We start from the raw sequence: 25,670 nt of genomic DNA, 5'->3' as shown, positions 1-25,670 counted from the left end.
GGACCGGTCAGTTCTTCAGCTTGTAGCCGGTGCGGAAAATCCACCAGACCGCCGTCAGGCAGAGTGCCAGGAACAGCGCGGTCATGGCGAGGCTGATCCCCACCGGCACGTCGGCCTGGCCGTAGAAGCTCCAGCGGAAGCCGCTGACCAAGTAGACGACCGGGTTGAACAGGGTGATCTTCTGCCACAGCGGCGGCAGCATGCTGATCGAGTAGAAGCTGCCGCCGAGGAAGGCCAGCGGCGTGATGACCAGGATCGGTACGATCTGCAACTTCTCCCAGCCGTCCGCCCAGACACCCAGAATGAAGCCGAACAGGCTGAAGGTGACCGAGGTCAGCACCAGGAAGGCGACCATCCAGAACGGGTGCTGGATCGAGTAGTCCACGAACAGCCGGGCGGTCAGCAGGATCAGCACGCCGAGGATCATCGACTTGGTCGCCGCCGCCCCGACATAGCCGAGCACCGTCTCGAAGGCCGAGATCGGCGCCGACAGCACCTCGTAGATCGTCCCGGAATAGCGCGGCATGTAGATGCCAAAGGAGGCGTTGGACACGCTTTCCGTCAGCACCGACATCATGACGAGGCCGGGCACCAGGAAGGCGCCGTAGCTCACCCCGTCCACCGCCGTGAAGCGCCCGCCGATGGCCGCCCCGAAGACGATGAAGTAGAGCGAGGTCGAGATGACCGGCGCCGCGATGCTCTGGAACAGCGTGCGCCAGGTGCGGGCCAACTCGAACAGGTAGATGGCCTTGACCGCATGAAGGTTGATGGGGGAGGTCATGCCCGCTCCTTCACAAGGCTGACGAAGATCTCCTCGAGGGAGCTTTCCTCGGTGTGCAGGTTCGTGAAATCGATGCCGTGGTCGCCCAGCTTGCGGAGAAGCCGGGCAATGCCCGTCTGGTCGTCCTGCGTGTCAAAGCTGTAGACCAGCTCACGCCCGTCGCCGGACAGGGTCAGGGGGTAGCCGGCCAGCTCCGCCGGGATGGACCCCAGCGGGTTCTGGAGCTGCAGGGTCAACAGCCGCTTGCCGAGCTTGCGCATCAGCGCGGCCTTGTCCTCGACCAGCACGATGCGGCCGTTGGAGATGACGCCGATGCTGTCGGCCATCTCCTCCGCCTCCTCGATGTAGTGGGTGGTCAGGATGATGGTCACGCCACTGTCGCGCAGCCGCCCGATCATCTCCCACATGCCGCGGCGAAGCTCCACGTCCACCCCGGCGGTCGGCTCGTCGAGGAACAGGATGCGCGGCTCGTGCGACAGGGCCTTGGCGATCATCACGCGGCGCTTCATGCCGCCGGACAGCGCCATGACCTTGCTGTCCTTCTTGTTCCAGAGGGACAGGTCCTTCAACACCTTCTCGATGTGGGCAGGATCGGGCGGCTTGCCGAACAGCCCGCGGCTGAAGCTGACGGTTGCCCAGACGCTTTCGAACGCCTCGGTCGTCAGCTCCTGCGGGACGAGGCCGATCAGCGAGCGCGCGGCGCGCCAGTCGCGTACGATATCGTGCCCGTCGACCGTCACGGTGCCCGCGGTGGCGTTGACGATGCCGCAGACGGTGCTGATGAGCGTCGTCTTGCCGGCCCCGTTCGGTCCCAGCAGGGCGAAGATCTCGCCGCGGCGGATGTCGAGATCGACCCCCTTCAGCGCCTGGAAGCCGGTGGCGTAGGTCTTTTCCAGCCCACGCACCTGAATGATCGGCTGCATGTCTCCCCTCTGCCTGTCGGTCGGCCCGTTCCGGGCGGGCGTCACCTTAACGGCGGGACGGCCCGTGGTCATCGGGCATTCGGCGCGACGCAACCATTCCGGATAAGGGGGGCCTGATTTGGGAGTCCCGATTCGGGGTGGGGGATGCCCGCCCACAAATGATTTCGGGACAACAGCCCTGCCCATCCCCATATTATGTAAAAAGCACGAAAGAGGACGAGCGCTCATGCCAAAAGATGTTGTGCTCAGCGATGTCGATGTTTGGGAAAGCTCCATCACCACATGGCTGCGTTCCAACGCGGCCGAGGACCCGGCCCACGACATCGACCATCTTCTTCGCGTCTGGCGCACCGCCAAGGCTCTGGCCGCGGCGGAGGCCGAACGGGAGGGCGGACCGCCACCCGACATGCTCGTCGTGCTGGCCGCGGCCCTGCTCCACGACATCGTGAACGTGCCCAAGGACCATCCGGACCGCAGCCGCGCCTCCCGCCTGTCGGCGGACCGGGCGGAGGAGGTTCTGCGCGGCATGGGCTTCCCGGACGCGCTGATCCCCGCCACCCGCCACGCCATCGAGGCGCACAGCTACTCCGCCGGCATCCCGCCGCTGACCATCGAGGCGAAGCTGGTCCAGGACGCCGACCGGCTGGAAAGCCTGGGGGCCATCGGCATCGCCCGCTGCTTCGCCACCTCCGGCTTGATGAAGCGGGCGCTGTTCCACGGCGAGGACCCGATGGCCGAGACCCGCCCGCTGGACGACCTGCAATACGCGCTGGACCATTTCAAGGCGAAGCTGCTGCTGCTTCCCAACACCATGCAGACCCCGGCCGGCCGGGCGCGGGCGCAGGAGCGGGCGGCTTTCCTGCTGTCCTTCCAGGTCCAGCTTCTGGCGGAGATCGCCGGGGACGCCTGACGGTCCCGGCACGGTCCGCGTGTGGAAGCAGGTCCGACGACAACGCTCTCCTCCCCGGGGTGGCGCCGCGTTAGCATAACCTTATGGAGCGCGTCGCGGTGGCGGTGCGGCTCGCACGAACCGGACTGCGACGGGCGCAGCCCGGTTCGGTGTGTTGCGTGAACCGAAGCAATCCGGGTTGTATCGACCATGAACAAGAACAGGCAGTCCGGCGGTCTCTCCGCGCCGGACATGCGCAAACTGTCGGACGCACTGGCCCTGGCCCAGAAAGGCGATCTGGGGCGCGCCGTCACGTTGTTCGAACAAGCGACCAGGGGCGCCGCCCTGACTCCGCAGATCGCGGGGTTCGGACGGGACCTCCATGCGGCGGCCGGCAACGCCGCCTTCGGAAGCCAGCGCTACGACGACGCCTTGAGCGCGTTCGAGCGGGCGCGTCTTTGCGACCCGCATCACCCCGGAATCCTGCTCAACATCGGCAACACCCTGTTCAGGATGGCCGCCTACGACCGGGCCGCCGGGATGCTCGAACAGGCGCGGTCGCTGCACCCGGCGAGTCCGGACACGCTGCTCAGCCTCTCGGCGGCGCTGTTCCAATTGGGACGCCTTGCGGAGGCGGAGCGTCTGGCCCATCAGGCGGCGGCATTGGCGCCGAACGCCCCGGCGGTGTGGTTCAATCTGGGGACCGCCCTCAAGGGGCAGGACAAGCTGGCCGCCGCCGCGGACGCCTACCGCCGCGCGCTGAGGATTGCACCCGGGAACCCGACCGCGACGGTTGGACTGATCCAGACAAAGCAACGGTCCTGCGACTGGTCCAGCTTCGACGACGACGCGGTCGCGCTGGACTCCATCGCCGCGCAGGGCGTGCCGGTCCAGGCCTCCATGATGCTGTCCCACCGCGTGTCCGCCCGGTCGCTCCTGGCGGCGGCGCGGGCGCACGCGCAGACGATCCGGTCGAAGCCGGTGCGGCTGAAGACGAAGCCCGGCAGGACGGGCGTCGCCACCATCGCCTACCTGTCGAACGATTTCCGCCAGCATCCGGTCGCGCAGCTGCTGGCCGAGGTGCTGGAGTTGCATGACCGCTCGCGCTTCCGCGTGCTCGCCTACACCTACGGGCCGGATGACGACAGCGTCGAGCGTGGCCGCATCCGCGAGGGCGTCGACCGTTTCATCGACATCGATCCCCTGACCGCGGAGGAGGCCGCCGAAGCGATCCGGCGGGATGGCGTCGACATTCTGATCGACCTCAAGGGCTACACCGGCCACCCGCGGCCGCACATCCTTGCCGCCCGGCCGGCACCGGTGCAGGTCCAGTTCCTGGGTTATCCAGGCACCATGGGCGCGCCCTGGATCGACTACATCGTCGCTGATCCCGTCTCCCTGCCGCCGGAACTGGAAAACGGCTTCACCGAGGCGGTTGCCCGGATGCCGCGCTGCTTCCTGCCGCGGGACCGGCGTCATGGAGTCCCGCCGCCCCCGCCGCGGTCGGCCTGCGGTCTTCCGGCGGATGGCTTCGTGCTCGCCTGCTTCAACAACGCCTACAAGATCACGCCCGAGATCTGGGCCGTCTGGATGGCCTTGCTGCACAAAATCCCCGAAGCGGTGCTGTGGCTTGCCCATGCGACGGCGGAGGCCGAGCGGAACCTGCTTAGAGCCGCCCAATCGGCGGGCATCGCCGCGGACCGCGTCGTTTTCGCGCCCTGGGCGCCGACCCTGGACGATCACCTGTCCCGGCTCCAGAACGCCGACCTGATGCTGGACACCCTGCATTACGGCGCCCACACGACGGCGAGCGACGCGCTGTGGGTGGGGCTTCCGCTGGTGACGTGCCCGGGACACACGCTGCAATCGCGCGTCGCCGCCAGTCTGCTCCACACCGCGGGCCTTCCCGACTTCGTGATGGAATCCCTGGCGCACTACGAAAGCGCGGTTCTTCATTGGGCGAACAACCGCGCCGGTCTCGACGCCGTTCGGAAAAGGCTGCGCGCCGAGCGCGACGGCGGGACGCTGTTCGACATGAACGCCTACACGCGCCTTCTCGATCAGGCGTTGCTGACGATGCTGGAGCGCCAGCGCCAAGGCAAGCCGCCGACAACCTTCACCGTCGCCGGATAAAACAGCGCACAAAACGAAAAAGGACCGCTCCGGAGGAGTCGGTCCTTTTTTCCGGCCCGGATGGGCGGGCCGCCGCGTCGTGGGGCCGGAAGGCCCTGGCGCCGGTCATTCGCGCATCAGCGTCGGCAGGTCGAGCGTGGAGGTGCTGGCCGCCGGAGCGTAGGTGCCGGACGACACCGTCTGGTATACGATATACAGCGGGGTGGCCGAGAACCAAGCGCTGGCGAATTCCGTAACACCCTTGGCGATGTTCGACAGAAGGCCGTCGTGATGGCTGTGATGGGCGGAAGCGTAAGCCATGATGTGTCTCCTCTTTGCTGATGGGGTTATTGTGCCGTGGTATACCCGATACCAGAAGCGCTATGCCCGCAGATCAGCAAGACCGAAAAATTACAGCTGCCTCAAGCGTTTAGGATCGGAACAGTCAGCTTGGCGAACCAAAATTTTGGATACTCCGGTATGACTTCTCCCACATGATTGCGTATGTGTTTGCCGGGGAATCGCGTATTCTCCGATCATTACCCCTGGAGATAATCTGGAGAGCCGTCTGTGCCGGTGCATGAGTGGCCGCAGATCGTGCGCGCGTTGCGAAGGCTGCACGGCCTGACCACGGCACAGTTCGCCGTCATGCTGGCCACCACCGAGGAAACCGTCGCCCGCTGGGAATCCGGCGCCGCCCTGCCCGACCCGCGGGAGCAGGCGCTGTTGCGCGACGTGCTGACCGGCCATTTCCGGCACCATCCCACCTTCCTCGGCCTGAAGGCGATGGTGCGGAGCATGGGCGAGAAATGCACCCTCTACACACCCGGCCTGATCGCTCAGGCTGTGTCCCCGCCGCTGGCCCGCTGGATCGAGCGGCACCGCTTCGACATCGTCGGTTCCTCCCTGCTGCCACGCATCGACGGGCTGACCGCGGAGATGATGGAGCGCTACGCGCTGCCCATGCTGGAAGGAACGAACGACGTCCTGTCGGTCACCTACAACGACCGGGCCGTGGCCTTCCGCAACGCCGTCATCAACCGGCGGCTGAGCGTCGTCCCGGTGGACGGCGTGCGCGTCCTGGTGCTGGTGGACCGGGTGCTTTACCTGGACGACGGCCGGGACACGCCGGACCCGGATGTCCACATGCTCACCGCCGATCAGTTGACCGACGACTGACCGCCCCTCCGAAGGTCCGGCTTGCCCCCGGCGGCGTTGTCTGCTCCATGGACGCCGATACGGAGGGGAGCCAAAGCCTTGAGCACAGGATTGATCGCGTTGCTGGACGATGTGGCCGGGTTGGCGAAAGTCGCCGCCGCCTCGCTGGACGATGCCGCCGGACAGGCGGCGCGGGCAGGGGCCAAGGCCGCCGGGGTGGTGGTGGACGACGCCGCGGTGACGCCGCGCTACATGGTCGGCTTCACCGCCGACCGTGAACTGCCGATCATCGGCAAGATCGCGCTGGGCTCGCTGAAGAACAAGCTGGTGTTCCTGCTGCCCCTGGCGCTGGCGCTCAGCCTCGTCGCGCCCTGGGCGATCACGCCGCTGCTGATGCTGGGCGGCGGCTTTCTCTGCTACGAAGGTGCGGAGAAGGTCTGGGAGGCACTGCGCCCCCACGCGGCGCATCACGACGCGGAGGGACCAGGCACCGCGGGGCAGGACGCCGCGCAGTTCGAGCGGGAGAAGGTCAACAGCGCCATCAAGACCGACCTGATCCTGTCGGCGGAGATCATGGCCATCGTCCTGTCCACAGTCGCCGCCGAAACCTCGTCCTTCTGGATGCAGGCCGCCGTCCTTGCCATCGTCGGGGTGGGAATCACGGCGCTGGTCTATGGCGCGGTGGCGCTGATCGTGAAGGCGGACGACGTCGGCCTGTCGCTGGCGCAGAACGGGCGTCCGGCGGCCAGCCTCCTGGGGTTGCGCACCCTCTCCCCCGGCGCTCCGGGCGGGGCCGACCGAACGCTCGCCCCGGTCACCCAGGCGATCGGGCGTGGGCTGGTCAAGGGGATGCCGGTCTTCCTGAAGCTGCTCGCCCTGGTCGGCACCGCGGCCATGCTGTGGGTCGGCGGCGGCATCGTCATCCATGGGCTGGAGGGCTTCGGCCTGACCGCGGTCGGGCACGCGATCCATGGCGCCGCCGTAGCGGCGGGAGAGGCCGTGCCGGCGGCGAAGGCCGCGGTGGAATGGCTGGTCGGGGCGGCCGGGGCCGGGGTGTTCGGCTTGTTGCTGGGCGCCCTGCTGATCCCCCTGGTGCACAAGGTGATCGAGCCGCTCTGGGGCATGGTGAAAGGCAAATAGAGCGTCTGGAAGTGCGAAGGGGCGGCCCTGCCCGGACCGCCCCTTGACGTTTGCCCTTCACACGCGGCCCTGCCCCGTTTCCACAATGACAAGGACGCTCCATGGACGGGGCTTGGTGTGCCCGGACCGGCCGTGGGTCCGCCGAGAGATCGGAGCGCCATATACTAGTATATCAGCGCCCCATCCCAAGACAAGCCCCCCTTCCCTTACATCAGCATGTTCGGCAGGAACAGCACCAGCCCCGGCCACAGCGTCAGCACGGCGACCAGCAGGACAATGGTGCCGACGAAGGGCAGCGATTCGACTACATACTCCTCGACCGGGCAGTCGAGCAGGCTGCACACCGTATACATTGCCACACCCACCGGCGGCGTCATCGAACCCAGCGTGACGATGGTCATCATCAGGATGCCGAAATGCACCGGATCGACGCCCAGCGGCGTCACAATGGGCAGGAAGATCGGCGTCAGCAGCAGGACCAGCACCGTGCTTTCCACGAACAGCCCGGCGATGAACAGGAAGACCAGGATCAGCGCGACCACCAGCAGCGGGTTGGTGGTGAGCTGGGTCATCGCCTCGGCGATGGACTGAGGCGCCTGCTCGAAGATGATGGCGTAACCGACCATGCCCGAGAACAGGATGATGAGCATGATCAGGCCGGTGTCCACCACCGCTTCCTGAAGCGCCTCGGCCACCGCGGCCCAAGTCAGCTCCCGGTGCAGCAGGAAGCCGACGACGGCGGCGTAGACGACGGCGAAGGCGCCGACCTCCGACGGGGTGAACAGGCCGCCGCGGATGGCGAACAGCAGGGCCACCGGGAACAGCAGCGCCCATTTCGCGTCGGCCACCGCCCGCCACACGGCGCGCAGGGTCGGCCGCTCGGCCATTTCCGGGCGATAGCCGCGACGGCGCGCGATCAGCCAAACCGTCAGCATCAGCCCGGCCATCATCATGAAGCCCGGAATGACGCCAGCCAGGAACAGTCGCCCGATCGACACGTTGCCGACGAAGCCGTAGAGGATCAGTCCCAGGCTGGGCGGGATCGTCGCGGTGATCAGCGAGCCGACCGCGATGACCGCCGAGGTGAAGCCCTTCGAATAGCCGCGGGCGATCAGGCTGGGGCCGAGGATGCGGGCCTCCATCGCCGCGTCGGCCACCGCCGAGCCGGAGACGCCGCCCATCAGGGTGGACAGCACGATGCAGACCTGCGCCAGCCCGCCGGACATCCAGGAGACCAGCACGTTGGAGCAGTTGATCAGCCGGCTGGTGATGCCCGTCCGGTTCATCATGTGACCGGCCAGCACGAAGAAGGGCACGGCCAGCAGCGGGAAGCTCTGCGAGGCCGAGGCGACCTGCTGCACCCCGATGGACATCGGGATGATGTCGTTCGTGGCGAAGAAGGAGAAGCCGGCGATGCCGATGGCGAAGGCGATCGGAAGCCCGAAGGCCATCAGCGCGAAGAAGGTGACGGCAAGAAGGGTCACGGCACGACCTCCTCGATGTCGCCGGCCTTGGGGGCCGGCGCGAAGACCGGTTTGGGATGGCTGCGCAGCTCGCGCAGCGTTTCCAGGATCTGGCCGGTCAGCGTGACAGCCAGCAGCAGGCAGCCCACCGGCACCGCCGATGTCACGAAGGCGTAGCTGATGCCGCTGTCGCCGAACTGGCGCTCCAGGTTCAGCATGGTCAGCCGGTAGCCCATCACCGTCATGGTGATGAGAAAGGCGAGGACCAGCACACCGAGCACCAAATCGAGCATGGCCCGGCTGGAGGCCGGAAGACGCTTGACCAGATAGTCGATGCCGATGTGGGCGCGCTTGCGCAGCGCCATGTCGGCGCCGAGGAAGGCGACCCAGACGAACAGGAGCTGCGCCACGTCCACCGACCAGACCAGGGGATGGCCGAACCAGCGCATAACGCCGGCGGCGAAGACGAGCAGGACGATGGCGGCGAGGAGAAGCATCGCCAGGAAGGCTTCCCCCTTGTGAAACAAGGACGACATGATGGCGGTCCCTTGATGGCGGCGGACGGCTTGGATTTAGGAAGCATTGCCCCGCCCCGGCCCTCCCCCGCTTACGCAGGGGAGGGAGAATTTGTCCCCTTCCCTGCGTAAGCGGGGGAGGATCAGGGAGGGAGCAAGGTCAGCGCGAACCGAACCCCGCGTCAGTTCTGCAGCAGCTTTTCCACTTCCTTGTGGAGTTCCGCGTAGCCCAGCTTCTCGTAGACCGGCGCGGTGGCCTTGCGGAACGGGGTCACGTCGATCTCCTCGATCGTCATGCCCTTGTCCTTCATCTGCTTCTCGAAGTCGGCGAGCGATGCCTGGGTGGCGCGCGACGCGCTGTCGCCGGCCTTCAGCGCTTCTTCCTTGAGGATCGTCTGCTGCTCCGGCGGCAGCTTGTCGAACCAGGCGGCGCTGGTCACGATGCCGGTGATCAGGTTGATGTGGCCGGTCTTGGTGACGTGGTTGGTCACTTCATACAGACGGGAACCGAAGCTGGCCGGATGCTGGGCCTCGACGCCGTCGATCACCTTCTGCTGCAGACCGGTGTAGACCTCCGACCAGCCCATCGGGGTCGGGGTGGCGCCCATGGCGCGGATCGTCTCCATCCACACCGGAGCGCCCGGCGTGCGCATGCGGATGCCGGCGAGGTCTTCCGGACCCTTCACCGACTTGTTGGTCAGCAGGTGCCGCTCGCCCTGCCACCAGTTGAAGGACAGCACCTGATGGCCCGACGCCTTGCGCAGCTTGTCCGACCATTGGTCGAACATCGGCGAGGTGACGACCTTGCGGATGCCGTCGTACCCCTGGGCGAGGTACGGGCCGCCCAGAACGCCGAACTCCTTCACGAAGACGGCGAGGCGCCCGCCGTCCACGACGACCGCGACTCCGGCCCCGGCGCGGGCCTGCTCCAGCACGTCCTCGTCCTTGCCGAGCTGCGAGCCGGGGAACAGGCGGACGGCCATCTTGCCGCCGGACCGCGCCTCGACGTTCTTCTTGAACTCCTCCAGCCCCTTGTAGAGCGGGTCCTGCTGGGCCAGCGCCGTGTTGACGCTGAGCGTGTAATCGGCGGCCAGCGCGCCGCCGGCGACAGTGGCCAGCGCAAAGCCGAGGGCGGCGACGCGCCAAGTACGAGTGATGATGCTCATGTTTCCTCCCTTTGAGGACAACGCCTCTTGCACGGAGGCGATTGTTCGATACGCGACTGGTATGGTAGTATACAAGAATGGTGTTGTCCATGGGCTTGCGAACGGTGCAGGATGAATCCGCTGTACAGGATCGTCCGGGCGGGCAACGGCAGGGCGGACGGAAAAAAGAAGGGATTGGGGGGAGCATGCTGAGGAGGATCGAGCCGGATTCGACCGAGCCCGTGGCGCGCCGCGTCTTTCGGGAATTGCGCCACGCCATCGTGACGATGCAGTTTCAGCCCGGCCAGCCGCTGTCCGAGCAGGAGGTTGCGGGGCAGTTGGGCGTCAGCCGCCAGCCGGTGCGCGAGGCCTTCATCAAGCTGAGCGAGTCCGGACTGGTGGTCATCCGCCCGCAGCGCGGCACCTTCGTCGTCAAGATCTCGGCCAAGCAGGTAATGGACGCCCGCTTCGTCCGCGAGGCGGTGGAACTGGCCGTGGCCCGCAAGGCCGGCGAGGGGTTGCCGGCCCGCGCCGTCGCGGAGCTGGAGGCCAACCTAAAGGCGCAGCGCGACGCCGCCACGAGCACCAACCCAGCGGCCTTCCTGGATCTGGACGAAGCCTTCCACCGCACCATCGCGCTGGGGGTCGACTGCGAATACGCTTGGCGGGTGGTGGAGGAAACCAAGGCCCAGATGGACCGCGTGCGCTACCTCAGCCTGCCCCAGGCGACTCCGCTGGACCGGCTGATCGCCCAGCACGAGCAGATCGTCGAGGGCATCCGGGCGCGCTGCCCCGACGCCGCCGAGGCTGCCATGCGCGTGCATCTGCGCGAGATTCTGAACTCCCTGCCCGATCTGGCCCGGCGCTTCCCCGACCTGTTCGACAGCGATTCCACTCCGGCCGAACCGATCGCCGAATCCGCTTGAACGCCGGACGCGGATTGCGCGGTTCGTCTTCGAAGCGCGCGGTGCTTGCATCGGCCCAACACGAAAACGGGGTTCGCCCCGCCGCCGGCCAAAGCCGAATGGGCGAAAGAACAAAGGGGCACGGCCCTGTCCGGCGCCGCGCCCCTTGTTGGCCAACCCGCTGAGCGGGAATTAGAATTGGCTTTCCGCAACCTTTTTGACCAGGAAGTCGCGGAAGACCGCGATGCGCTTGGAATGGCGCAACTCCTCCGGATAAACGAAGAAGGCGTCCACCTTCGACCCGGACTGATCCGGCAGCACCCGAACAACATCGTCCAGGCCGGTCACCAGATAATCGGGCAGCGAGCCGACGCCCAGCCCACTCTCCACGGCGCGGAAGATCGCGTACAGGTTGTTAACCTGAAGAACCGTCCGGTCGCGGGCCACCGGATCGGTCACCAGATCGCGCAGCCAGTGGGTGTTGGCGAAGGGCGGGCGCAGTTCCTGCGGATAGGTCACCAAGTCGTGCGAGGCGAGATCGGCCACCGTCTGCGGCTCTCCCTTCCGGTCCAGGTAGCGGCGGTGCGCGTAGAGGTGAGAGCGGAAGGTCATCAGATGCCGCTGGATCAGGTCGGGCTGGCGCGGTGGGCTGACGCGGATCGCCACGTCGGCCTCGCGCATGCCCAGATCCAACTCCGTGTCGGTGATCAGCAGGGTGAGCTGGATGTCCGGGTAGAGCGCCAGGAATTCTCCGATGCGCGGGGTCAGCCATGTCGAACCGAAGGCCGCCGTGGCCGTCACCTTCAACGGCCCCTTGGCGGCGTCCTTGCTCTCGCTCAGCATCGCCTGGGTCATCGACAGCTTCGCGAAGATGTCGCGCGCCGCGTGATTCAGCAACTCGCCCTGCTCGGTCAGGATCAGCCCGCGGGCGTGCCGATGGAACAGCGGAACGCCGAGGCTGTCCTCCAGCGCGCTGATCTGCCGGCTGACCGCCGATTGGCTGAGGTTGAGGGCCTCGCCGGCGTGGGTGAAGCTGCCGGCCTCGGCCACAGCATGGAACACCCGCAACTTGTCCCAGTCCATCATCCCGTCCTGCTTCCCGATGCCTTTGCCTGTTGGTCGGGGTCTGTCAGCGGGAAAATTCGCCGCGCGCCCCTGTTCCAATACTCTTTATGGCAAAACGCGGCCCAGGTCTTCCATTGCGAACGTCATGGGCGTTCCGGACGACGGGATGCCGAACGCGTTGGCAGCGGGAATACGGCCGGCAGGCGCCGGTTGTCACAGCGGGGCATCGCTCACATGGCGGCGATGTCCTTGACCGCCGTGTCCTTCAACAACTGATCGAAGCTCTCGGACTTGAAGCCCAGAGCGCTGAGCTTGTCCCCCGCCGCGCGTTCCGAGTCGGTCCGCGCCATCTTGTTCAAGGCAAATTCCGCCGTCAACTTCACGGTGGTCGCGCCTTCGTCCGCTTGACTCATCAGTGAGCTGCGTTCCCACATTGAGCGTCGCAGTTCGCTCGTGATCGCCACGGCCTGATCCAGGCGTGACGCCGAACTTGCTATTTTATCGATGGCGGACAGCCGTGCTTCGATGCTTTCCGAAAGCAATCTGATTTTCTTCTGGTTTTCGGTTTCCTGTCTGACACCCGCTTCGACGGCGCTCTTCCAGAAGGTCTGGCTGCGGGATTCCTTCAGTTTCCCCGAAAGCGCATCGTTCATTTCATCGGACGACATTTGGCCGGATGAAACGAAGAGACCCAAGGCGCTTCGGTCATTGCCGGATAAATTGCTGAACAACGACAGCGCGTCACCTTTCAAGGCCGACGCCAGCGGACTCAAAGCCACTTGGTCGGCCTTCCCGCTGCCGGTGTCGGCTTCGTCCTCCCTGGCCCGGCCCACCGGCGGCTTGGCGGACGGCATCGTCGGATGCGCCGAGACTGAAGAGATCGCACTGGTCAAGGAAACGTTCGACATCCTTTCCCCCATCAAGCCGCGCCCTTGAATTGAAAAAATGATACATTCATTTTGAAAGCTCAACGATAAAAGAGAAAATACTTAAAGATCTAATCAATATTCTCGGTGCGAGTGCTTCGATTTCCATCGATATGCGGTCGCTCCGCTCATTCCGCCAGATGACCCAGCGGCAAGGCCGTGCGGTAGCGCACCTGCTTCAGTGCGAAGCTGGACCGGATGTTGGCGACCCCGGAAATCCGTGTCAGATGCTCCTTGAGAAAGCGCTCGTAGCTGGCGAGATCGGGGACCACCACGCGCAGCAGGTAATCGGCGTCGCCGGTCATCAGATAGCATTCCATCACCTCCGGCAGCGCCATCACGGCGGCCTCGAAGGCGTCGATCCGCTCCTCCACCTGCCGCTCCAGACTGACGCTGACGAAGACGTTCACCGGCAGATCGACCGCGGCGGGATCGACCAGCGCGACGTGGCGGGTGATGACGCCCGCCTCCTCCAGCGCCTTGACCCGGCGCAGGCAGGGTGACGGCGACAGGCCGACGCGCTCCGCCAGCTCGTTGTTGGGCATCCGCCCGTCCTGCTGGAGCAGGGCCAGGATCTTCCAGTCGATGCGATCGAGTTTGATTTTTGGCATTTCATGCTGCCATCAGCCGTTTTGCGCAATCCAATGCTAAACCAGCGGCGTTTCCGGCGCCACTTTGCAAACTCCTGCCGCGGCACAAATGATAGGCTTCACCGATCATCGACCGCCGCTCCGTCAAGAGGGGAACAGACATGGACGCGACCGTTCCGAACCACGCCGACCTCGCCTGCCTGCGCGAGCTGGAGCGCAAGGTTCTCTGGCTCGCGTCCTGGACGATCCACAACGCCAATCATGTCCGCCCCAACCAGGACGGGTTGAAGATCGGCGGGCATCAGGCGTCCTCGGCCTCGCTGGCGACGATCATGACGGCGCTCTATTTCCAGGCCCTGCACCCGGAGGACCGGGTGGCGGTGAAGCCGCACGCCAGCCCGATTTTCCACGCCATCCAGTATCTGCTGGGCAACCAGACGCGCGGGAATCTGGAGAATTTCCGCGGCTTCAAGGGCGCCCAATCCTACCCGTCGCGGACCAAGGACGTGGACGACGTGGACTTCTCCACCGGCTCGGTCGGGCTGGGGGTGGCGCAGACGCTCTTCGCCTCGCTGGTGCAGGACTATGTGAAGGCCAAGGGCTGGGCAAAGGACCTGCCCGAGGGGCGCATGGTGTCGCTGGTCGGCGACGCCGAGATGGATGAGGGCAACATCTTCGAAGCCCTTCAGGAAGGCTGGAAGCACGGTCTGCGCAACACCTGGTGGATCGTCGACTACAACCGCCAGAGCCTGGACGCGGTGATCCGCGAAGGTCTGTGGGAGCGGCTGGAGAACATCTTCCGCGCCTTCGGCTGGGACGTGGTGATCCTGAAATACGGCGCGCTGATGCAGGCGGCCTTCCAGGAGGAGGGTGGTCAGCGCCTGCGCGACTGGATCGACCGGTGCCCGAACCAACTCTATTCCGCACTGACCTACCAGGGTGGAGCGGCGTGGCGGAAACGGCTGCTCGACGATCTGGGCGACCAGGGGCCGGTCACCCGCCTGATCGAGCGCCGCAACGACGAGGAGCTGGCCCTTCTGATGGGCAATCTCGGCGGCCACGACCTGCCCTCACTGCTCGACGCCTTCGCCCAGGCGCGCACGCACGACCGGCCCGTCTGCTTCATCGCCTACACCATCAAGGGCGCCGGGCTGCCGCTGGCCGGGCACAAGGACAATCATTCCGGCCTGATGACCCCGGCGCAGATGGAGGCGTTCCGCGCCGCCAACGCCGTCCGTCCGGGCCATGAATGGGACCGCTTCGAAGGGCTGAGCCGGCCGGCGGCGGAGTTGGACGCCTTCCTGAAGCGGGTGCCCTTCGCGGCCAAAGGGCGGCGGCGCCATGGTGCGGCGGCGGTCCCGGTGCCTACGGCTCTGACGGCCCCGGCGCAGAAGGCGCTATCCACCCAGGCGGCCTTCGGCCTGATCCTGAACGAGTTGGGGCGCGAAAAGACGGAGTTGGCGGAGCGCATCGTGACGACCGCGCCGGACGTGACGGTGTCCACCAACCTCGGCGCCTGGGTGAACCGCCGCGGCCTGTTCGCCAAGAGCGCGCTGGCCGACCTGTTCAAGAAGGAGCGCATCCCGTCCACCTACACCTGGGACTTCTCCCCCGACGGCCAGCATTTCGAGCTGGGCATCGCCGAGTCCAACCTGTTCATCCTGCTGTCGGCGCTGGGCCTGTCGCATTCGCTGTTCGGGGAGCGGCTGCTGCCCATCGGCACCGTCTATGACCCCTTCGTGATGCGGGCGGCGGACCAGATGAACTACGCCTGCTATCAGGACGCACGGTTCCTGCTGGTGGCCACGCCGTCCGGAGTGACGCTGGCCCCGGAGGGCGGGGCGCACCAGTCCATCGCCACGCCGCTGGTCGGCATGGCCCAGGACGGGCTGGCTTGTTTCGAGCCGGCCTTCGCCGACGAGCTGGCCGTCACCATGCGCTGGGCCTTCGACTACATGCAGCGGGAGGGCGAAGGCGAGCCGGACGAGCGGAACTGGCTGCGCGACGAGACCGGCGGTTCGGTGTATCTGCGCCTGTCCTCGCGCGTGCTGGAGCAGCCGGTCCGGACGATGGACGAGGAGCTGGAGAGCGGCATCGTCCAAGGCGCCTACTGGCTGCGCCGCCCCGGCCCGAACGCCCAGGTGGTCGTCGCCTACAGCGGCGTGGTGGCGCCGGAGGCCATCGAGGCGGTGGGCATGCTCGGCGAGGACCGCCGCGACGTCGGGCTGCTGGCCGTCACCTCCGCCGACCGTCTGCACGCCGGCTGGAGCGCGGCGCAACGAGCGCGCGAGCGCGGCAAGCCCCACGCGCGCTCCCATGTCGAACGCCTGCTGGAAGGCGTGCCGTCCCATTGCGCGCTGGTGACGGTGCAGGACGGGCATCCGGCGGGGCTGGGCTGGTTGGGCTCGGTCCTTGGTCACCGCACACGGGCGCTGGGGGTGGAGCATTTCGGCCAGACCGGAACCATCGCCGATCTCTACCGCCATCACGGCATCGACGCCCAGGCCATCGTCCGTGCGGCGGAGGCCCTGTCCCCCGGCCGCCCGGTCCGCCATCTGAAAGCGGTGTAGCGCGGGAGACATCCACGGCGCGGGCCGGATGTGACGGCGTTCCAAGGCGGAGGTTCGCATTCCCGCTTGGCCGGTCCCGCTTTCGGTGAGCCGCTCCCTTTCACACGCGAGCGCGGCGGCTGTCTGGAGACGGGTGTTATGGTCGGCGGTCTTTTCGGTCGATTTGACGGATCATCCATAGGTGGACAAGGCTGCACGCTCCAAAGAATGCCACTCCAAGAAGCATTGTAAGCCTGTCCCAGATGCCTCCCTTACCAACGAACGTGACAAACGCGCAGACCAACGTCATCAGAACGCTGAGAACGAAAAACACCCACAGAGTGCGCTTTCCGATGCCCCGGGCGGATATCAGCCACGATTCCACCAGAGACATTCGTTCCTTTGATACGCGGTGGGTCCGCACGGGCATGTAGTGGGAGGCATATTGCGCCACCACCACCCCGCACAATGCGGGCATCTTTACCCAGAAGGACAAGCTTGCTGAGAACAAAACCGCATACATTGCCACGGAAGCAATAAAGGCAAATTTTATTATGGTTCTCAATCTCCTCTCTTCGGCTTCTTCTGATAAAATGCGGCCGCGACCGAATATCCCAAATGGATAATAGATCCGCTGTCCGGTAACGCCCGTCTTGAAATACGAACCGGCAAAGCTGTCAAAAAAATTCACCGAAAGCCTCCGCACATCGCACTGAATGCTCTTAAAAGTAGCATAAATTTGATTAATCAGCAAGAATCTGGCGATAAGAGATTTGACAAAATTCCTTCTCGTCGATGGTCGCAGCAGGAATTGCCCCATTTGGTTTGAGCGGGCGCCGACCCACGGCACGGACCGGCGTTGTTCAGCCCGTTCGCCCCTCCCCAAGCGCAGCGTGACGCCACGCCCCTTGGATCACCACATAAGGATCACACCCACATCGGTCACAGCGCGAGGCGAGGTCGGGATGAGCTGGTCGATCCCCATCGGCACCGTGAAGGGCACGGTGATCCGCATCCACATCACCTTCTTCCTGTTCCTTTTGTGGATCGGCGCCGCCTACCACGCGCAGGGCGGCTGGCCGGCGGCGCTGGAGGGGGTGGTCTTCCTCTCGCTGCTGTTCCTCTGCGTGCTGCTGCACGAGTTCGGGCACGTCTTCGCCGCCCGGCGCTACGGCGTCCGCACACCGGACATCACCCTGCTGCCCATCGGCGGGGTGGCCCGTCTGGAGCGGTTGCCGGAAAAGCCCTCGCAGGAGCTGGTGGTGGCGCTGGCTGGGCCGGCGGTCAATCTGGTGATCGCGGCGCTGCTCTATGCCGCACTCGGCGGCTTCGTGCCGGCGGAGGCGGCGGAGGTGCGGAACGCCGGCATCGACGTGCTGTCCCGATTGGCCGTGGTGAACCTGTTCCTGGCGCTGTTCAACCTGATTCCGGCCTTCCCGATGGACGGCGGGCGCGTGCTGCGGGCGGTGCTGGCGAGTCGCATGGGCTATGTCCGCGGCACCCAGGTGGCGGCCTCGGTCGGGCAGGCGGTGGCCATCGGGCTGGGGCTGCTCGGGCTGTTCGGCAACCCGATGCTGCTGTTCATCGCGCTGTTCGTCTATCTGGGCGCCTCGTCGGAGGCGCACGCGGTGCAGATGCGCGAGATCACCCATGGCGTGGTCGTGTCGGACGCCATGGTCACCCGCTTCGAGACGCTGCCGCCCTCCGGCGTGCTGGAGGACGCGGTGCAATGCCTGATCCGGACGACCCAGCACGAGTTTCCCGTGGTGGATGGGGCTGGCAAGCTGCGCGGCGTGCTGACCCGCGACGACCTGATCCGCGCCCTGCGCGACCGCGGCCCGGACACGCCGGTGCTGGAGGTGATGCGCCCCGATATCCCGGTAATCCACCGGCACGGCAAGCTGGAGGAGGCGCTGCGCCTGATGCAGGAGAAGAGCCTGCCCGCCGTCGGCGTCGATGACGGCAGCGGCCGGCTGGTCGGTCTGGTGACGCCCGAAAATGTGGGGGAGATGATGATGGTTCAGGCCGCCAAACACGCCCTGCGCCGCTGACGCCCTCCCCCTTCCGTTGCGGCGCCTCTCCCTTCGGGAACAAGCGGCGTCCGGGGTCATTGTGCTAGGACAGCGGATGCCCCCACAGCGGAAGGGAGGATGACATGGCAATGCGCTCCACGCGCCGGGCGGCGCTGGCTCTGGCCGGATTCGCCGGGATGACCGCGGCCATGGCGGGGCGGAAGGCCGCGGCGGACCAGCCCGGCGTTCACCGCGTCGCCATCCAGGTCAGCAGCAACGACCCGGCGCTGATGAACATGGCGCTGAACAACGTCAAGAACATCATCGAGTATTACAAGAACATCGGTGAGACGGTGGAGGTCGAGCTGGTCACCTTCGGCCCCGGCCTGCACATGCTGCGCGCCGACCGTTCGCCCGTAAAGGACCGGCTGGCGTCGCTGAAGGGCAGCCTGCCGACCCTGATCTATTCCGCCTGCGAGAACACCCGCAACGGCATGATCCGCGTCGAGCAGGGCGAGGTCCCCATGGTGCCGGAAGCCAAGCTGGTGCCCTCCGGAGTCGTCCGCCTGATGCAGCTTCAGGAAGAGGGCTGGTCCTACCTTCGTCCGTGACCGGGCTCTCTATTCCGCCGCGATGTCCTTCAGCAGGGCCGCCGTCACCGGCCCCACCCTTCCGGCGCCGATGGCCTGCCCGTCGACGCGCAGCAGCGGGCGCAGACCCAGGCTGTTGGTCAGGAAGGCTTCCTCAGCCCCCAGCAGGTCGGCGACGGAAAGCGGCGCCTCCCCGGCATCGCCCCGTTGCAGGATCAGCGCGCGGCGGATGCCCGGCAGCGCGCCCTCGACGACTGGCGGGGTCAGCGGGCGCCCATCCCGGACGATGAACAGATTCGCCACGCTGGACTCGGCCAGACGGCCCGCGCTGTTGAGCAGGAGCGCCTCCCCCGCGCCGCGCGTCGCCGCCTCCTGCCGGGCGAGGATGGAGTCCAGGTAATTCAGCGACTTCACGCGCGACAGCGGCGAATGCTCATTGCGCCGGGTGCAGAGGGCGATGACCGCCTCCACCGCGCCGACGGGCGGTGGCGCGGGCGCCAGCGTCATCAGCAGCGTCGGCACGGCGTCCGCCGGCGGCAGCACGCCGCGCGCTCCGGTCCCCCGCGTCAGCGTGATCCGCAGCACACCCTCAACGCAACCCTGCGCCGCGATCAGCGCTTCGGCCGCGGTCGTCAGCGTTGCTGCGCCTTGGGGGAGCGGCAGGCCGAGCAGCGCCGCGCTGTCCGCCAGCCGGGCAAGATGCCGGTCGAGATGGCGGGCGGTGCCGCCGGCCACCCGGATCGTCTCGAACAGCCCGTCACCCAGCGTGAAGCCGCGGTCTGCCGGGTCGATCCGCGCCTCTTCCGCCGACAGCAGGCGCCCGTTCAGCCAGACGACGTTCATGGCCGGACTCATCCCTGGGTCTCCCCCAGCGCGCGGAGTTGGGCGCGGATCTTGACCATCATCTCCTCATGCTCGTCCGCCGGGTCGGAATCGGCGACGATGCCGCCGCCGGCCTGGGCGAACACCGTATCCGGCGTGACCGACAGGGTGCGGATGACGATGCTGCTGTCCATCGCGCCGTCGAAGCCGAGCCAGGCGACGGACCCGCAGTAGGCGCCGCGCCGCGCCACCTCCAGCTCGTCGATGATCTGCATGGCGCGGATCTTGGGTGCCCCGGTGATCGAGCCGCCGGGCAGCGCCGCCCGCAGCAGGTCCACCGCCCCCAGGCCGGGCCGCAGCCGCGCCGTGACGACCGAGACGAGGTGATGCACGCTGGCGAAGCTCTCCAGCCCGTAGAGCGTCGGCACCCGGACGCTGCCCACCCGCGACACCCGACCGAGGTCGTTGCGCAGCAGGTCGGTGATCATCAGGTTTTCCGCCCGGTCCTTGACGCTGGCCACCAGTTCCGCGGCGGCGGCGTCGTCCGCGGCGGGATCGGCGTAGCGCGGGCGGGTGCCCTTGATCGGGCGCGTCTCCACCTCCCCCGCAGCGCTCAATCGGATGAAGCGCTCCGGCGAGGCGCTGGCGATGCACAGGCGCGGGCCGCAGTCGAGATAGGCGGCGAAGGGCGCCGGGCTGATCGCGCGCAGCCGCCGGTACAGCGCGTAGCTGTCCAGCCCGTCGCGCCGCTCGGCCAGGAAGCGCTGCGTGAAGTTGGCCTGATAGATGTCGCCGGCCCGGATGTACTCCAGCACCCGCTCCACCCGCGCCAGATAGTCGTCGCGCTCCAGCTCGCTCCGCCAGGGGGCGGCCGGGACGGGGCCGAGGGGGGACGCTCCGCCGCCCTCCAGCCGGGTGGCCAGGGCGCGGGCGCGGTCCTCGGCCTCCGGACGGGCGGCGATCACCCAGGCGCGGCGCTCCGCATGGTCGAAAGCGGCCACCGCATCGTAGAAGCCGAAGGCCATCTCGGGCTGGCCGCCGGGGTTGGCGTGGCGCGATCGGATGCGCTCCAGCCGCAGCCCCGCCTCGTAGCCGATGAAGCCGACCGCCCCGCCGCAGAAGGGCGCCGGTCCCGGCGGCCCCTCCGGCCGGGCGTGGCGCGCCAGCTCCTCCGCCAGCACGGAGAAGGGGTCGCCGTCCACCGGCTGGCCATCAAGATGCGCCCGCCCGTCCAGCGACTCCAGGGTGCGGAAGGGCTCCGCGGCAATGTAGCTGTAGCGGCCATGGGCCGGGTGCGCGGCGGCGCTGTCGAGCAGCATCGACCAGGGCTGTCCGGACAGGGCGCGGAAGGCCTCCGCCGGATCGGCGCATGACAAGGGGATCGCCAGCATGGCGGTGCTGCTTCCTGTAAGACCGGCCTTCACATGAGAATGGTGGCGCCGCCGTCCACCACCAACACATGCCCATTGACGTAGGACGCGGCGGGCGAGGCCAGGAACACCGCGGCCCCGGCGATCTCCTCCGGGCGGCCCCAGCGGCCGATCGGGGTGCGTCCCTCGAAATAGGCGGACAGGGCCGGATTGCCGGTGATGCCGGCGTTGGTCTCCGTCGCGAAGAAGCCCGGCGCGATGGCGTTGCTGGTCAGGCCCTTCGCACCGTACTCGGCGGCGAGCGCCCGCACCATGCCGGCCAGCCCGGCCTTGGCGGCGGCATAGACCGCGTCGTTGGCGCGGGCGATCTGCCCGGAGATGGATGTCACCGTGATCAGCCGTCCGAAGCCCTGGGGCAGCATCAGCCGCGCCGCCTCCCGCGCCAGGATCAGGCCGGCGGCCAGATCGACGTTGAGCAGCTCGCTGATTTCCTCATCCGCGAAGTCGGTCAGCGGCTTGCGGTTGCGCTGCCCGACATTCTGGACCAGCACGTCCAGCCGCCCATGGTCCCGCCCGATCCGCGCGAAGGCGTCCCGCACCGCGTCCCGGTCGGCCACGTCGAAGGCCAGCACCGAGGCCCGTCCGCCCGCCGCAGCGATGGCCTCGGCCTGCGGTTCCAGCCGCGCGGCGTCACGCCCGTTCAGCAGCACATGGGCGCCGGACCCGGCCATGGCGCGGGCGATTTCCAGACCCAGCCCGCGCCCGGACCCGGTAACCAGCGCCACCCGGCCTTCCAGCGAGAACTGCGACAGATAGGGGAGATGCGGAGCGGTCATGGTCACCGATGCGGAGGACGTGAACGGTTTCGCAGGTTTAGCAGATGCTCCGCCGGATGGCACGCTGTCCGACATCGGGCCTCAGGCGCGGGGAAGCAGTTCCACCGTTTCCGCGATGGTCCAGCCGTCCGCCCGCACCAGCCGCCCGAGGCGCCCGTACAGCGTGGCGCCACTGGACACACGCCCCTCCGCAGCCCAGACGTCGGCGGCTGGGGCGGTCAACAGACCCAGCACCTCCACCGAGAAGGCGATTCCGTTCCGCGCCAGCAGACGCCCGAAGGGTTCCGTCCCCTCGCGAAGCTGTTCGGCGAAGGCCGCGGGAAAGCCGCCGAGCGCGATGCGGATGCTCGCCAGTTCCACCGGCAGCGCATCCGGCCCGACGGTCAGCACGATGTCGCGCAGCAGCGCCGTCCCGTCCGGCTCCGTCCGCTGGCGCAGCACCCGCACGCCCACCGGCTCGCCCCACCGCTCCGACAGGACGGCGGTCATGCCGCGGTCGTGGTCGAGCAGCGCCCGATACGGCGCCGGGACCGTGGTGGCGGACAGCGCGGACAATCCCCGTGCTCCAGGCCCCCACCCCATCGTCAGAGCCCGCGCGCGCGCCAGGGCGGAACCGGAATCGTCCACGGAGGAACAGCCGGCGGCGGAGGCGGACGAAAAGGAAGGCTTCATTCGGAATCGCGGTTCTGCGGAAGGGCTTGGCCGCTCCCGGAGAGGGAAGGGCCACGGGCCGGCATTCTAGGAACAGCGCCCCGCCAACCGCAATGCCGAAGGCGCACATCGCAGGGTCGTGCCACTCGCTTGACCCCACAATGAAAAGGGGCGCCGACCGCAGCCCTGCCCCGCGCCGGCGGCCTCTTGCGCTTCACGGACGCTGCATTAGATCACGCTGATAAAGACGCCCGTCCTGGAGGGAAGCCGCGCCATGTCCGACCTTCTGCACGTCGCCTGCCCAAGCTGCGACACCCTGAACCGCCTACCGCGCGCACGCCTGGACCAGCCCGGCGCCGGCAAATGCGGCCGCTGCGGCCAGCCTCTGTTCCAGGGCAAACCCATCGCGCTGACCGCCGCCCGCTTCACCGCCCAGGCCGAGCGCAGCGACCTGCCATTGCTCATCGACTTCTGGGCGGAGTGGTGCGGGCCGTGCCGGATGATGGCGCCGGTCTTCGAACAGGCCGCCGGCAAGTTGGAGCCCCACGTCCGGCTCGCCAAGGTCGACACCGAGGCTGCCCCCGATCTCGCCGCCCGCTTCGGCGTGCGCAGCATTCCGACCCTCGTCCTGGTCCACCATGGGCGCGAGGTGGCGCGCACCGCCGGGGCGATGCCGCTGCCCGCCCTGCTCGGCTGGGTGCGGCAGGCGATGGCGGCCGCCTGACCCTTATTCCGCTTCCAGAAGCAGCCGGGTCAGGTCGGAGACGGAGGCGACCTCCAGCTTATCCATGACGTTGTGGCGATGGACCTCCACCGTCTTCAGGCTGAGGTTGATCTCCGCCGCGATGACCTTGTTCGGCTTGCCCTGCACCACCAGATCGGCGACCTGCCGCTCCCGCGGGGTCAGGCGGGCCAGCAGGGCGCGGACATGGGCCTTGCGCGCCTGCGCCTCCCACGCCCGACGGGACGTCTCCAGCGCCTCGTGAACCCGGTCGAGGAGGAGCTGGTCGTTGAAGGGCTTCTCGATGAAGTCCACCGCCCCGGCGCGGAAGGCGCGGGCGGCCATCGGCACGTCGCCGTGGCCGGTGATGACCACGACGGCCAGGACCGACCCGGCGCGGGCCAGCGTGTCCTGCAACTCCAGCCCGCTCATCCCCGGCATGCGCACGTCGGTGACGAGGCAGCCGGGCCGGTCGGCGCGGACGGCGCGCAGGAACTCCTCGCCGGAACCGAAGGACTCCACCGCCACGCCCAGCGAGCCGATCAGCCAGCCCAGCGAGTGGCGCATCGCCGGATCGTCGTCCACCACGTAGACGGTGCGGGCCGCGTCAGCCTGCATCGACCTTCTCCTCCGCTGCGGGCAGGACGAGGCGCACCACGGCGCCCCCGCCCGGATTGTCCGTGGCCCAGAGATGGCCGCCATGGCTTTCCACGATGGTTCGGCAGATCGACAGGCCCAGCCCCATGCCGCCGGGCTTGGTGGTGAAGAAGGGATCGAACGGGCGCGCCCGCGCGTCCCCCGACAGGCCGTGCCCGCGGTCGGACGCGGCGATCTCCACCCGCCCCTCCACGTCCAGCCCGGTGCGCACGGTGACGCCGCGTCCCTCCCCCGCCTCGCCGTCCGCCAGACCATCCATCGCATCCAGCGCGTTCTTGACAAGGTTCAGGACGACCTGCTCGATCTGCACCCGGTCGGCCAGGACCGGCGGCAGGCCGGGGGCCAGTGCGCGGGTGACCGGGATGTTGCCGCTGCGCGCCCGCCCCTCGCAAAGCTGCAACGCCGCCTCCACCGCGCCGTTGACGTCGGCCGGCTCCAACTGGACGGCGCGCTTGCGCACAAAGTCGCGGATGCGGGCGATGATCTGCCCGGCGCGGTCGGCCTGGGTGGCGATGGCGCGGGAGGCCTCGGCGAACTCCGCGGGGCTGCCCACCCCGGCCTCCAGCCGCCGCGTGCAGCCGCGCGCGTAGTTGGCGATGGCGCCCAGCGGCTGGTTCAGCTCATGAGCGATGTTGCTGGCCATCTCGCCGAGGATGGAGAGGCGGGCGACGTGGTCCATCTCCTTCTGCCGCTCGCGGGCGGTTTCCTCGGCGCGATGGCGCTCGGCCATCTCCCGGCGCAGCTCGCGGTTGGCCGCGCGCAGCTCGGCGGTGCGCACCTTGATGAGATGCTCCACCCGCAGCGAATGGACCGCCCACCACAACAGGGCCAGCGCCGCCAGCGCCAGCCAGTGCCAGTGTTCGCGCGCGAGGTCGAGCAGGGTGACGTCGCGCAGATGCTCGTAGGGACCGATGCGCAGGCTGCGGAACAGGCCATGGACCGGCTGGTAGTCCATCGGCACCGTCCAGCCCTCGTAGCCGCCGGCCAGCGCCGCCGGATGGCCGTCGGGCATCTGGAACAGAGCGACCACCACCGCCTTCGCCAGATCCTCCGGCGTGTTGGCCAGCCGGGCGAGCGGCCAGTCGGGATAGAGGCCGGTGGACAGGGCGCAGCCGAACCCCGGCTCCGTCCGGGCGCCGACGACCTGGAAACCCGCGCGGTCGAGGTGGCCTTCCTGGGCCAGCTCCTCCAGCACGCAGGCGCGCAGCACGCCGGCGTCCACCGCGTCGTCGCGGACGGCGAAGGCGACGCGGTCCACGGGAAAACCGGAGAAGCGCAGCTCCTTCAGGTCGGCGTAGGGATCGACCCCGGCGGTCAGCAGCGCCCCCCAGGCGACCTGGAAGCCGCCGAAGGCGTCGGGGTCCACCGCCATCACGGTCTTGCCCTTGAGGTCGGCGAGGCTGCGGATGTCGTCGCGCCCGGCGCGGACGATCAGAGCGGAACCCACCGCCGCTCCCGACGCGCCGGAGCGGGAGGAATGGAGCGTGGCGATGCGGGTGACGCCGTGGCGGGCCTCCAGCTCCACGTAATTGCCGGTGTTGGTCAGCACGAAATCGACGCCGCCGGCGGCCACCGCCGCGTCCATGCCCGGCAGGTCGAGCGGCACCATCTCCGCCCCGCGCTGCGGAAAGCGGTCCGCCAGATAGCGGACGGTCGGTTCCCAGACGGCGTTGGCGTGGTCGCCGCCGCGGTAGGCCAGGACGCCGACGCGGATCGGCGGTTCCGCCGCCCGAGCCGGGGCCACCGCCAGAATCGTCGCGGCGAGAATCCCGGCCAGCGCGAGCGTCAGGCGAACCGGTCGGGGCGTGGGGGGCATGGCTTCCTTCGGACGGGGCCGGTGAATGGGAAAA

25 protein-coding genes are annotated in these 25,670 nt (G+C 67.8%); 9 read left to right on the top strand and 16 right to left on the bottom strand.

Annotated elements, in window-relative coordinates; translation table 11 throughout:
* Positions 1–7: 7 nt before the first annotated feature.
* Both ACWPXE_RS00880 and ACWPXE_RS00875 read right to left on the bottom strand, forming a co-directional pair.
* On the bottom strand, positions 8–781 hold the full coding sequence (locus ACWPXE_RS00880) for an ABC transporter permease (RefSeq protein WP_014242063.1): 774 nt from the start codon (positions 779–781) through the stop codon (positions 8–10).
* Positions 778–1,704 (bottom strand): ABC transporter ATP-binding protein, encoded by a 927-nt coding sequence (locus ACWPXE_RS00875; RefSeq protein ID WP_454016288.1) that lies wholly within the window; start codon positions 1,702–1,704, stop codon positions 778–780. Before ACWPXE_RS00875 ends, ACWPXE_RS00880 begins: the two co-directional genes overlap by 4 nt.
* Positions 1,705–1,930: 226 nt before the next feature.
* Here ACWPXE_RS00875 and ACWPXE_RS00870 point away from each other — a divergent pair, with 226 nt between their 5' ends.
* Together ACWPXE_RS00870 and ACWPXE_RS00865 are read left to right on the top strand one after the other, a co-directional pair.
* On the top strand, positions 1,931–2,614 hold the full coding sequence (locus tag ACWPXE_RS00870) for an HD domain-containing protein (protein WP_145704657.1): 684 nt from the start codon (positions 1,931–1,933) through the stop codon (positions 2,612–2,614).
* 189 nt (positions 2,615–2,803) lie between these two features.
* Positions 2,804–4,726, top strand: a complete 1,923-nt coding sequence (locus ACWPXE_RS00865) for an O-linked N-acetylglucosamine transferase, SPINDLY family protein (RefSeq protein WP_454016287.1) — start codon at positions 2,804–2,806, stop codon at positions 4,724–4,726.
* A 105-nt stretch (positions 4,727–4,831) separates the two neighbouring features.
* Here the strand turns inward: ACWPXE_RS00865 and ACWPXE_RS00860 are convergent, their stop codons facing one another.
* Positions 4,832–5,026, bottom strand: a complete 195-nt coding sequence (locus tag ACWPXE_RS00860; protein ID WP_454016286.1) for a hypothetical protein — start codon at positions 5,024–5,026, stop codon at positions 4,832–4,834.
* Between the two features lie 249 nt (positions 5,027–5,275).
* On the opposite strand from ACWPXE_RS00860, the gene ACWPXE_RS00855 reads away from it, so the two are divergent.
* Entirely contained in the window at positions 5,276–5,884 is a 609-nt protein-coding gene (locus ACWPXE_RS00855; protein WP_454016285.1) for a helix-turn-helix domain-containing protein, read from the top strand.
* Between the two features lie 78 nt (positions 5,885–5,962).
* A complete protein-coding gene (locus ACWPXE_RS00850; RefSeq protein ID WP_454016284.1) occupies positions 5,963–7,003 on the top strand; it encodes a DUF808 domain-containing protein in 1,041 nt (346 codons plus the stop codon).
* A 206-nt stretch (positions 7,004–7,209) separates the two neighbouring features.
* On the opposite strand, the gene ACWPXE_RS00845 is transcribed toward ACWPXE_RS00850, so the two are convergent.
* From ACWPXE_RS00845 to ACWPXE_RS00835, 3 genes are all read right to left on the bottom strand, one after another.
* Positions 7,210–8,487, bottom strand: coding sequence for a TRAP transporter large permease (locus ACWPXE_RS00845; RefSeq protein ID WP_454016283.1), 1,278 nt, complete (start codon positions 8,485–8,487; stop codon positions 7,210–7,212).
* On the bottom strand, positions 8,484–9,002 hold the full coding sequence (locus ACWPXE_RS00840; RefSeq protein ID WP_454016282.1) for a TRAP transporter small permease: 519 nt from the start codon (positions 9,000–9,002) through the stop codon (positions 8,484–8,486). Before ACWPXE_RS00840 ends, ACWPXE_RS00845 begins: the two co-directional genes overlap by 4 nt.
* Positions 9,003–9,163: 161 nt before the next feature.
* Positions 9,164–10,147 carry a C4-dicarboxylate TRAP transporter substrate-binding protein gene (locus ACWPXE_RS00835; RefSeq protein ID WP_174440630.1) on the bottom strand — a complete coding sequence of 328 codons (984 nt, stop codon included), beginning with the start codon at positions 10,145–10,147 and terminating at the stop codon, positions 9,164–9,166.
* A gap of 185 nt (positions 10,148–10,332) precedes the next feature.
* Between ACWPXE_RS00835 and ACWPXE_RS00830 the strand changes: the two genes are divergently transcribed.
* Positions 10,333–11,052, top strand: a complete 720-nt coding sequence (locus ACWPXE_RS00830; protein ID WP_237907472.1) for a GntR family transcriptional regulator — start codon at positions 10,333–10,335, stop codon at positions 11,050–11,052.
* 171 nt (positions 11,053–11,223) lie between these two features.
* On the opposite strand, the gene ACWPXE_RS00825 is transcribed toward ACWPXE_RS00830, so the two are convergent.
* The 3 genes from ACWPXE_RS00825 to ACWPXE_RS00815 all read right to left on the bottom strand — a co-directional run bounded on the left by ACWPXE_RS00825 (position 11,224) and on the right by ACWPXE_RS00815 (position 13,633).
* Positions 11,224–12,114, bottom strand: a complete 891-nt coding sequence (locus tag ACWPXE_RS00825; RefSeq protein WP_454016281.1) for a LysR family transcriptional regulator — start codon at positions 12,112–12,114, stop codon at positions 11,224–11,226.
* 212 nt (positions 12,115–12,326) lie between these two features.
* Positions 12,327–12,989 carry a hypothetical protein gene (locus ACWPXE_RS00820; protein WP_454016280.1) on the bottom strand — a complete coding sequence of 221 codons (663 nt, stop codon included), beginning with the start codon at positions 12,987–12,989 and terminating at the stop codon, positions 12,327–12,329.
* Between the two features lie 161 nt (positions 12,990–13,150).
* Complete coding sequence (locus ACWPXE_RS00815; RefSeq protein WP_454016279.1) at positions 13,151–13,633, bottom strand: Lrp/AsnC family transcriptional regulator; 483 nt, start codon at positions 13,631–13,633, stop codon at positions 13,151–13,153.
* 140 nt (positions 13,634–13,773) lie between these two features.
* Between ACWPXE_RS00815 and ACWPXE_RS00810 the strand changes: the two genes are divergently transcribed.
* Positions 13,774–16,182 carry a transketolase gene (locus ACWPXE_RS00810; protein ID WP_454016278.1) on the top strand — a complete coding sequence of 803 codons (2,409 nt, stop codon included), beginning with the start codon at positions 13,774–13,776 and terminating at the stop codon, positions 16,180–16,182.
* 136 nt (positions 16,183–16,318) lie between these two features.
* Here the strand turns inward: ACWPXE_RS00810 and ACWPXE_RS00805 are convergent, their stop codons facing one another.
* Entirely contained in the window at positions 16,319–17,011 is a 693-nt protein-coding gene (locus tag ACWPXE_RS00805; RefSeq protein ID WP_454016277.1) for a hypothetical protein, read from the bottom strand.
* 115 nt (positions 17,012–17,126) lie between these two features.
* On the opposite strand from ACWPXE_RS00805, the gene ACWPXE_RS00800 reads away from it, so the two are divergent.
* A complete protein-coding gene (locus tag ACWPXE_RS00800) occupies positions 17,127–18,212 on the top strand; it encodes a site-2 protease family protein (protein ID WP_454016276.1) in 1,086 nt (361 codons plus the stop codon).
* A gap of 104 nt (positions 18,213–18,316) precedes the next feature.
* Positions 18,317–18,784, top strand: coding sequence for a DsrE family protein (locus ACWPXE_RS00795; protein ID WP_454016275.1), 468 nt, complete (start codon positions 18,317–18,319; stop codon positions 18,782–18,784).
* Positions 18,785–18,793: 9 nt separating this feature from the next.
* Here ACWPXE_RS00795 and ACWPXE_RS00790 read toward each other — a convergent pair whose 3' ends face one another.
* The 4 genes from ACWPXE_RS00790 to ACWPXE_RS00775 all read right to left on the bottom strand — a co-directional run bounded on the left by ACWPXE_RS00790 (position 18,794) and on the right by ACWPXE_RS00775 (position 22,346).
* Positions 18,794–19,618, bottom strand: coding sequence for an aminotransferase class IV (locus ACWPXE_RS00790; protein ID WP_454016274.1), 825 nt, complete (start codon positions 19,616–19,618; stop codon positions 18,794–18,796).
* Complete coding sequence (gene pabB / locus ACWPXE_RS00785) at positions 19,615–20,976, bottom strand: aminodeoxychorismate synthase component I (RefSeq protein WP_454016273.1); 1,362 nt, start codon at positions 20,974–20,976, stop codon at positions 19,615–19,617. The genes ACWPXE_RS00790 and pabB overlap by 4 nt, the downstream gene beginning before the upstream one ends.
* Before the next feature lie 29 nt (positions 20,977–21,005).
* Entirely contained in the window at positions 21,006–21,791 is a 786-nt protein-coding gene (locus ACWPXE_RS00780; protein ID WP_200486197.1) for an SDR family oxidoreductase, read from the bottom strand.
* An 81-nt stretch (positions 21,792–21,872) separates the two neighbouring features.
* On the bottom strand, positions 21,873–22,346 hold the full coding sequence (locus ACWPXE_RS00775) for a hypothetical protein (protein ID WP_454016272.1): 474 nt from the start codon (positions 22,344–22,346) through the stop codon (positions 21,873–21,875).
* A 370-nt stretch (positions 22,347–22,716) separates the two neighbouring features.
* Between ACWPXE_RS00775 and trxC the strand changes: the two genes are divergently transcribed.
* Positions 22,717–23,166 carry a thioredoxin TrxC gene (trxC, locus tag ACWPXE_RS00770; protein WP_454016271.1) on the top strand — a complete coding sequence of 150 codons (450 nt, stop codon included), beginning with the start codon at positions 22,717–22,719 and terminating at the stop codon, positions 23,164–23,166.
* A 3-nt stretch (positions 23,167–23,169) separates the two neighbouring features.
* Here trxC and ACWPXE_RS00765 read toward each other — a convergent pair whose 3' ends face one another.
* The gene (locus ACWPXE_RS00765) at positions 23,170–23,781 is read right to left on the bottom strand and encodes a response regulator transcription factor (protein WP_145624798.1); all 612 of its coding nucleotides are present in this window, start codon (positions 23,779–23,781) and stop codon (positions 23,170–23,172) included.
* Positions 23,771–25,636 (bottom strand): sensor histidine kinase, encoded by a 1,866-nt coding sequence (locus ACWPXE_RS00760; RefSeq protein ID WP_454016270.1) that lies wholly within the window; start codon positions 25,634–25,636, stop codon positions 23,771–23,773. Before ACWPXE_RS00760 ends, ACWPXE_RS00765 begins: the two co-directional genes overlap by 11 nt.
* Positions 25,637–25,670: the final 34 nt, after the last annotated feature.

Source organism: Azospirillum sp. Marseille-Q6669, assembly GCF_965111635.1.
The sequence above is the reverse complement of the archived record's forward strand: the minus strand, read 5'-3'. Positions and strand labels throughout refer to the sequence as shown.

What these genes read in the sequence shown, in the direction of transcription:
- ACWPXE_RS00760 (WP_454016270.1), bottom strand. Translation starts at nt 25,636, where the DNA reads ATGCCCCCCACGCCCCGACCGGTTCGCCTGACGCTCGCGCTGGCCGGG.
- trxC (WP_454016271.1), top strand. Translation starts at nt 22,717, where the DNA reads ATGTCCGACCTTCTGCACGTCGCCTGCCCAAGCTGCGACACCCTGAAC.
- ACWPXE_RS00860 (WP_454016286.1), bottom strand. Translation starts at nt 5,026, where the DNA reads ATGGCTTACGCTTCCGCCCATCACAGCCATCACGACGGCCTTCTGTCG.
- ACWPXE_RS00865 (WP_454016287.1), top strand. Translation starts at nt 2,804, where the DNA reads ATGAACAAGAACAGGCAGTCCGGCGGTCTCTCCGCGCCGGACATGCGC.
- ACWPXE_RS00815 (WP_454016279.1), bottom strand. Translation starts at nt 13,633, where the DNA reads ATGCCAAAAATCAAACTCGATCGCATCGACTGGAAGATCCTGGCCCTG.
- ACWPXE_RS00840 (WP_454016282.1), bottom strand. Translation starts at nt 9,002, where the DNA reads ATGTCGTCCTTGTTTCACAAGGGGGAAGCCTTCCTGGCGATGCTTCTC.
- ACWPXE_RS00835 (WP_174440630.1), bottom strand. Translation starts at nt 10,147, where the DNA reads ATGAGCATCATCACTCGTACTTGGCGCGTCGCCGCCCTCGGCTTTGCG.
- ACWPXE_RS00795 (WP_454016275.1), top strand. Translation starts at nt 18,317, where the DNA reads ATGGCAATGCGCTCCACGCGCCGGGCGGCGCTGGCTCTGGCCGGATTC.
- ACWPXE_RS00800 (WP_454016276.1), top strand. Translation starts at nt 17,127, where the DNA reads ATGAGCTGGTCGATCCCCATCGGCACCGTGAAGGGCACGGTGATCCGC.
- ACWPXE_RS00765 (WP_145624798.1), bottom strand. Translation starts at nt 23,781, where the DNA reads ATGCAGGCTGACGCGGCCCGCACCGTCTACGTGGTGGACGACGATCCG.
- ACWPXE_RS00810 (WP_454016278.1), top strand. Translation starts at nt 13,774, where the DNA reads ATGGACGCGACCGTTCCGAACCACGCCGACCTCGCCTGCCTGCGCGAG.
- ACWPXE_RS00830 (WP_237907472.1), top strand. Translation starts at nt 10,333, where the DNA reads ATGCTGAGGAGGATCGAGCCGGATTCGACCGAGCCCGTGGCGCGCCGC.
- ACWPXE_RS00825 (WP_454016281.1), bottom strand. Translation starts at nt 12,114, where the DNA reads ATGGACTGGGACAAGTTGCGGGTGTTCCATGCTGTGGCCGAGGCCGGC.
- ACWPXE_RS00790 (WP_454016274.1), bottom strand. Translation starts at nt 19,618, where the DNA reads ATGAGTCCGGCCATGAACGTCGTCTGGCTGAACGGGCGCCTGCTGTCG.
- ACWPXE_RS00780 (WP_200486197.1), bottom strand. Translation starts at nt 21,791, where the DNA reads ATGACCGCTCCGCATCTCCCCTATCTGTCGCAGTTCTCGCTGGAAGGC.
- ACWPXE_RS00875 (WP_454016288.1), bottom strand. Translation starts at nt 1,704, where the DNA reads ATGCAGCCGATCATTCAGGTGCGTGGGCTGGAAAAGACCTACGCCACC.
- pabB (WP_454016273.1), bottom strand. Translation starts at nt 20,976, where the DNA reads ATGCTGGCGATCCCCTTGTCATGCGCCGATCCGGCGGAGGCCTTCCGC.
- ACWPXE_RS00870 (WP_145704657.1), top strand. Translation starts at nt 1,931, where the DNA reads ATGCCAAAAGATGTTGTGCTCAGCGATGTCGATGTTTGGGAAAGCTCC.
- ACWPXE_RS00880 (WP_014242063.1), bottom strand. Translation starts at nt 781, where the DNA reads ATGACCTCCCCCATCAACCTTCATGCGGTCAAGGCCATCTACCTGTTC.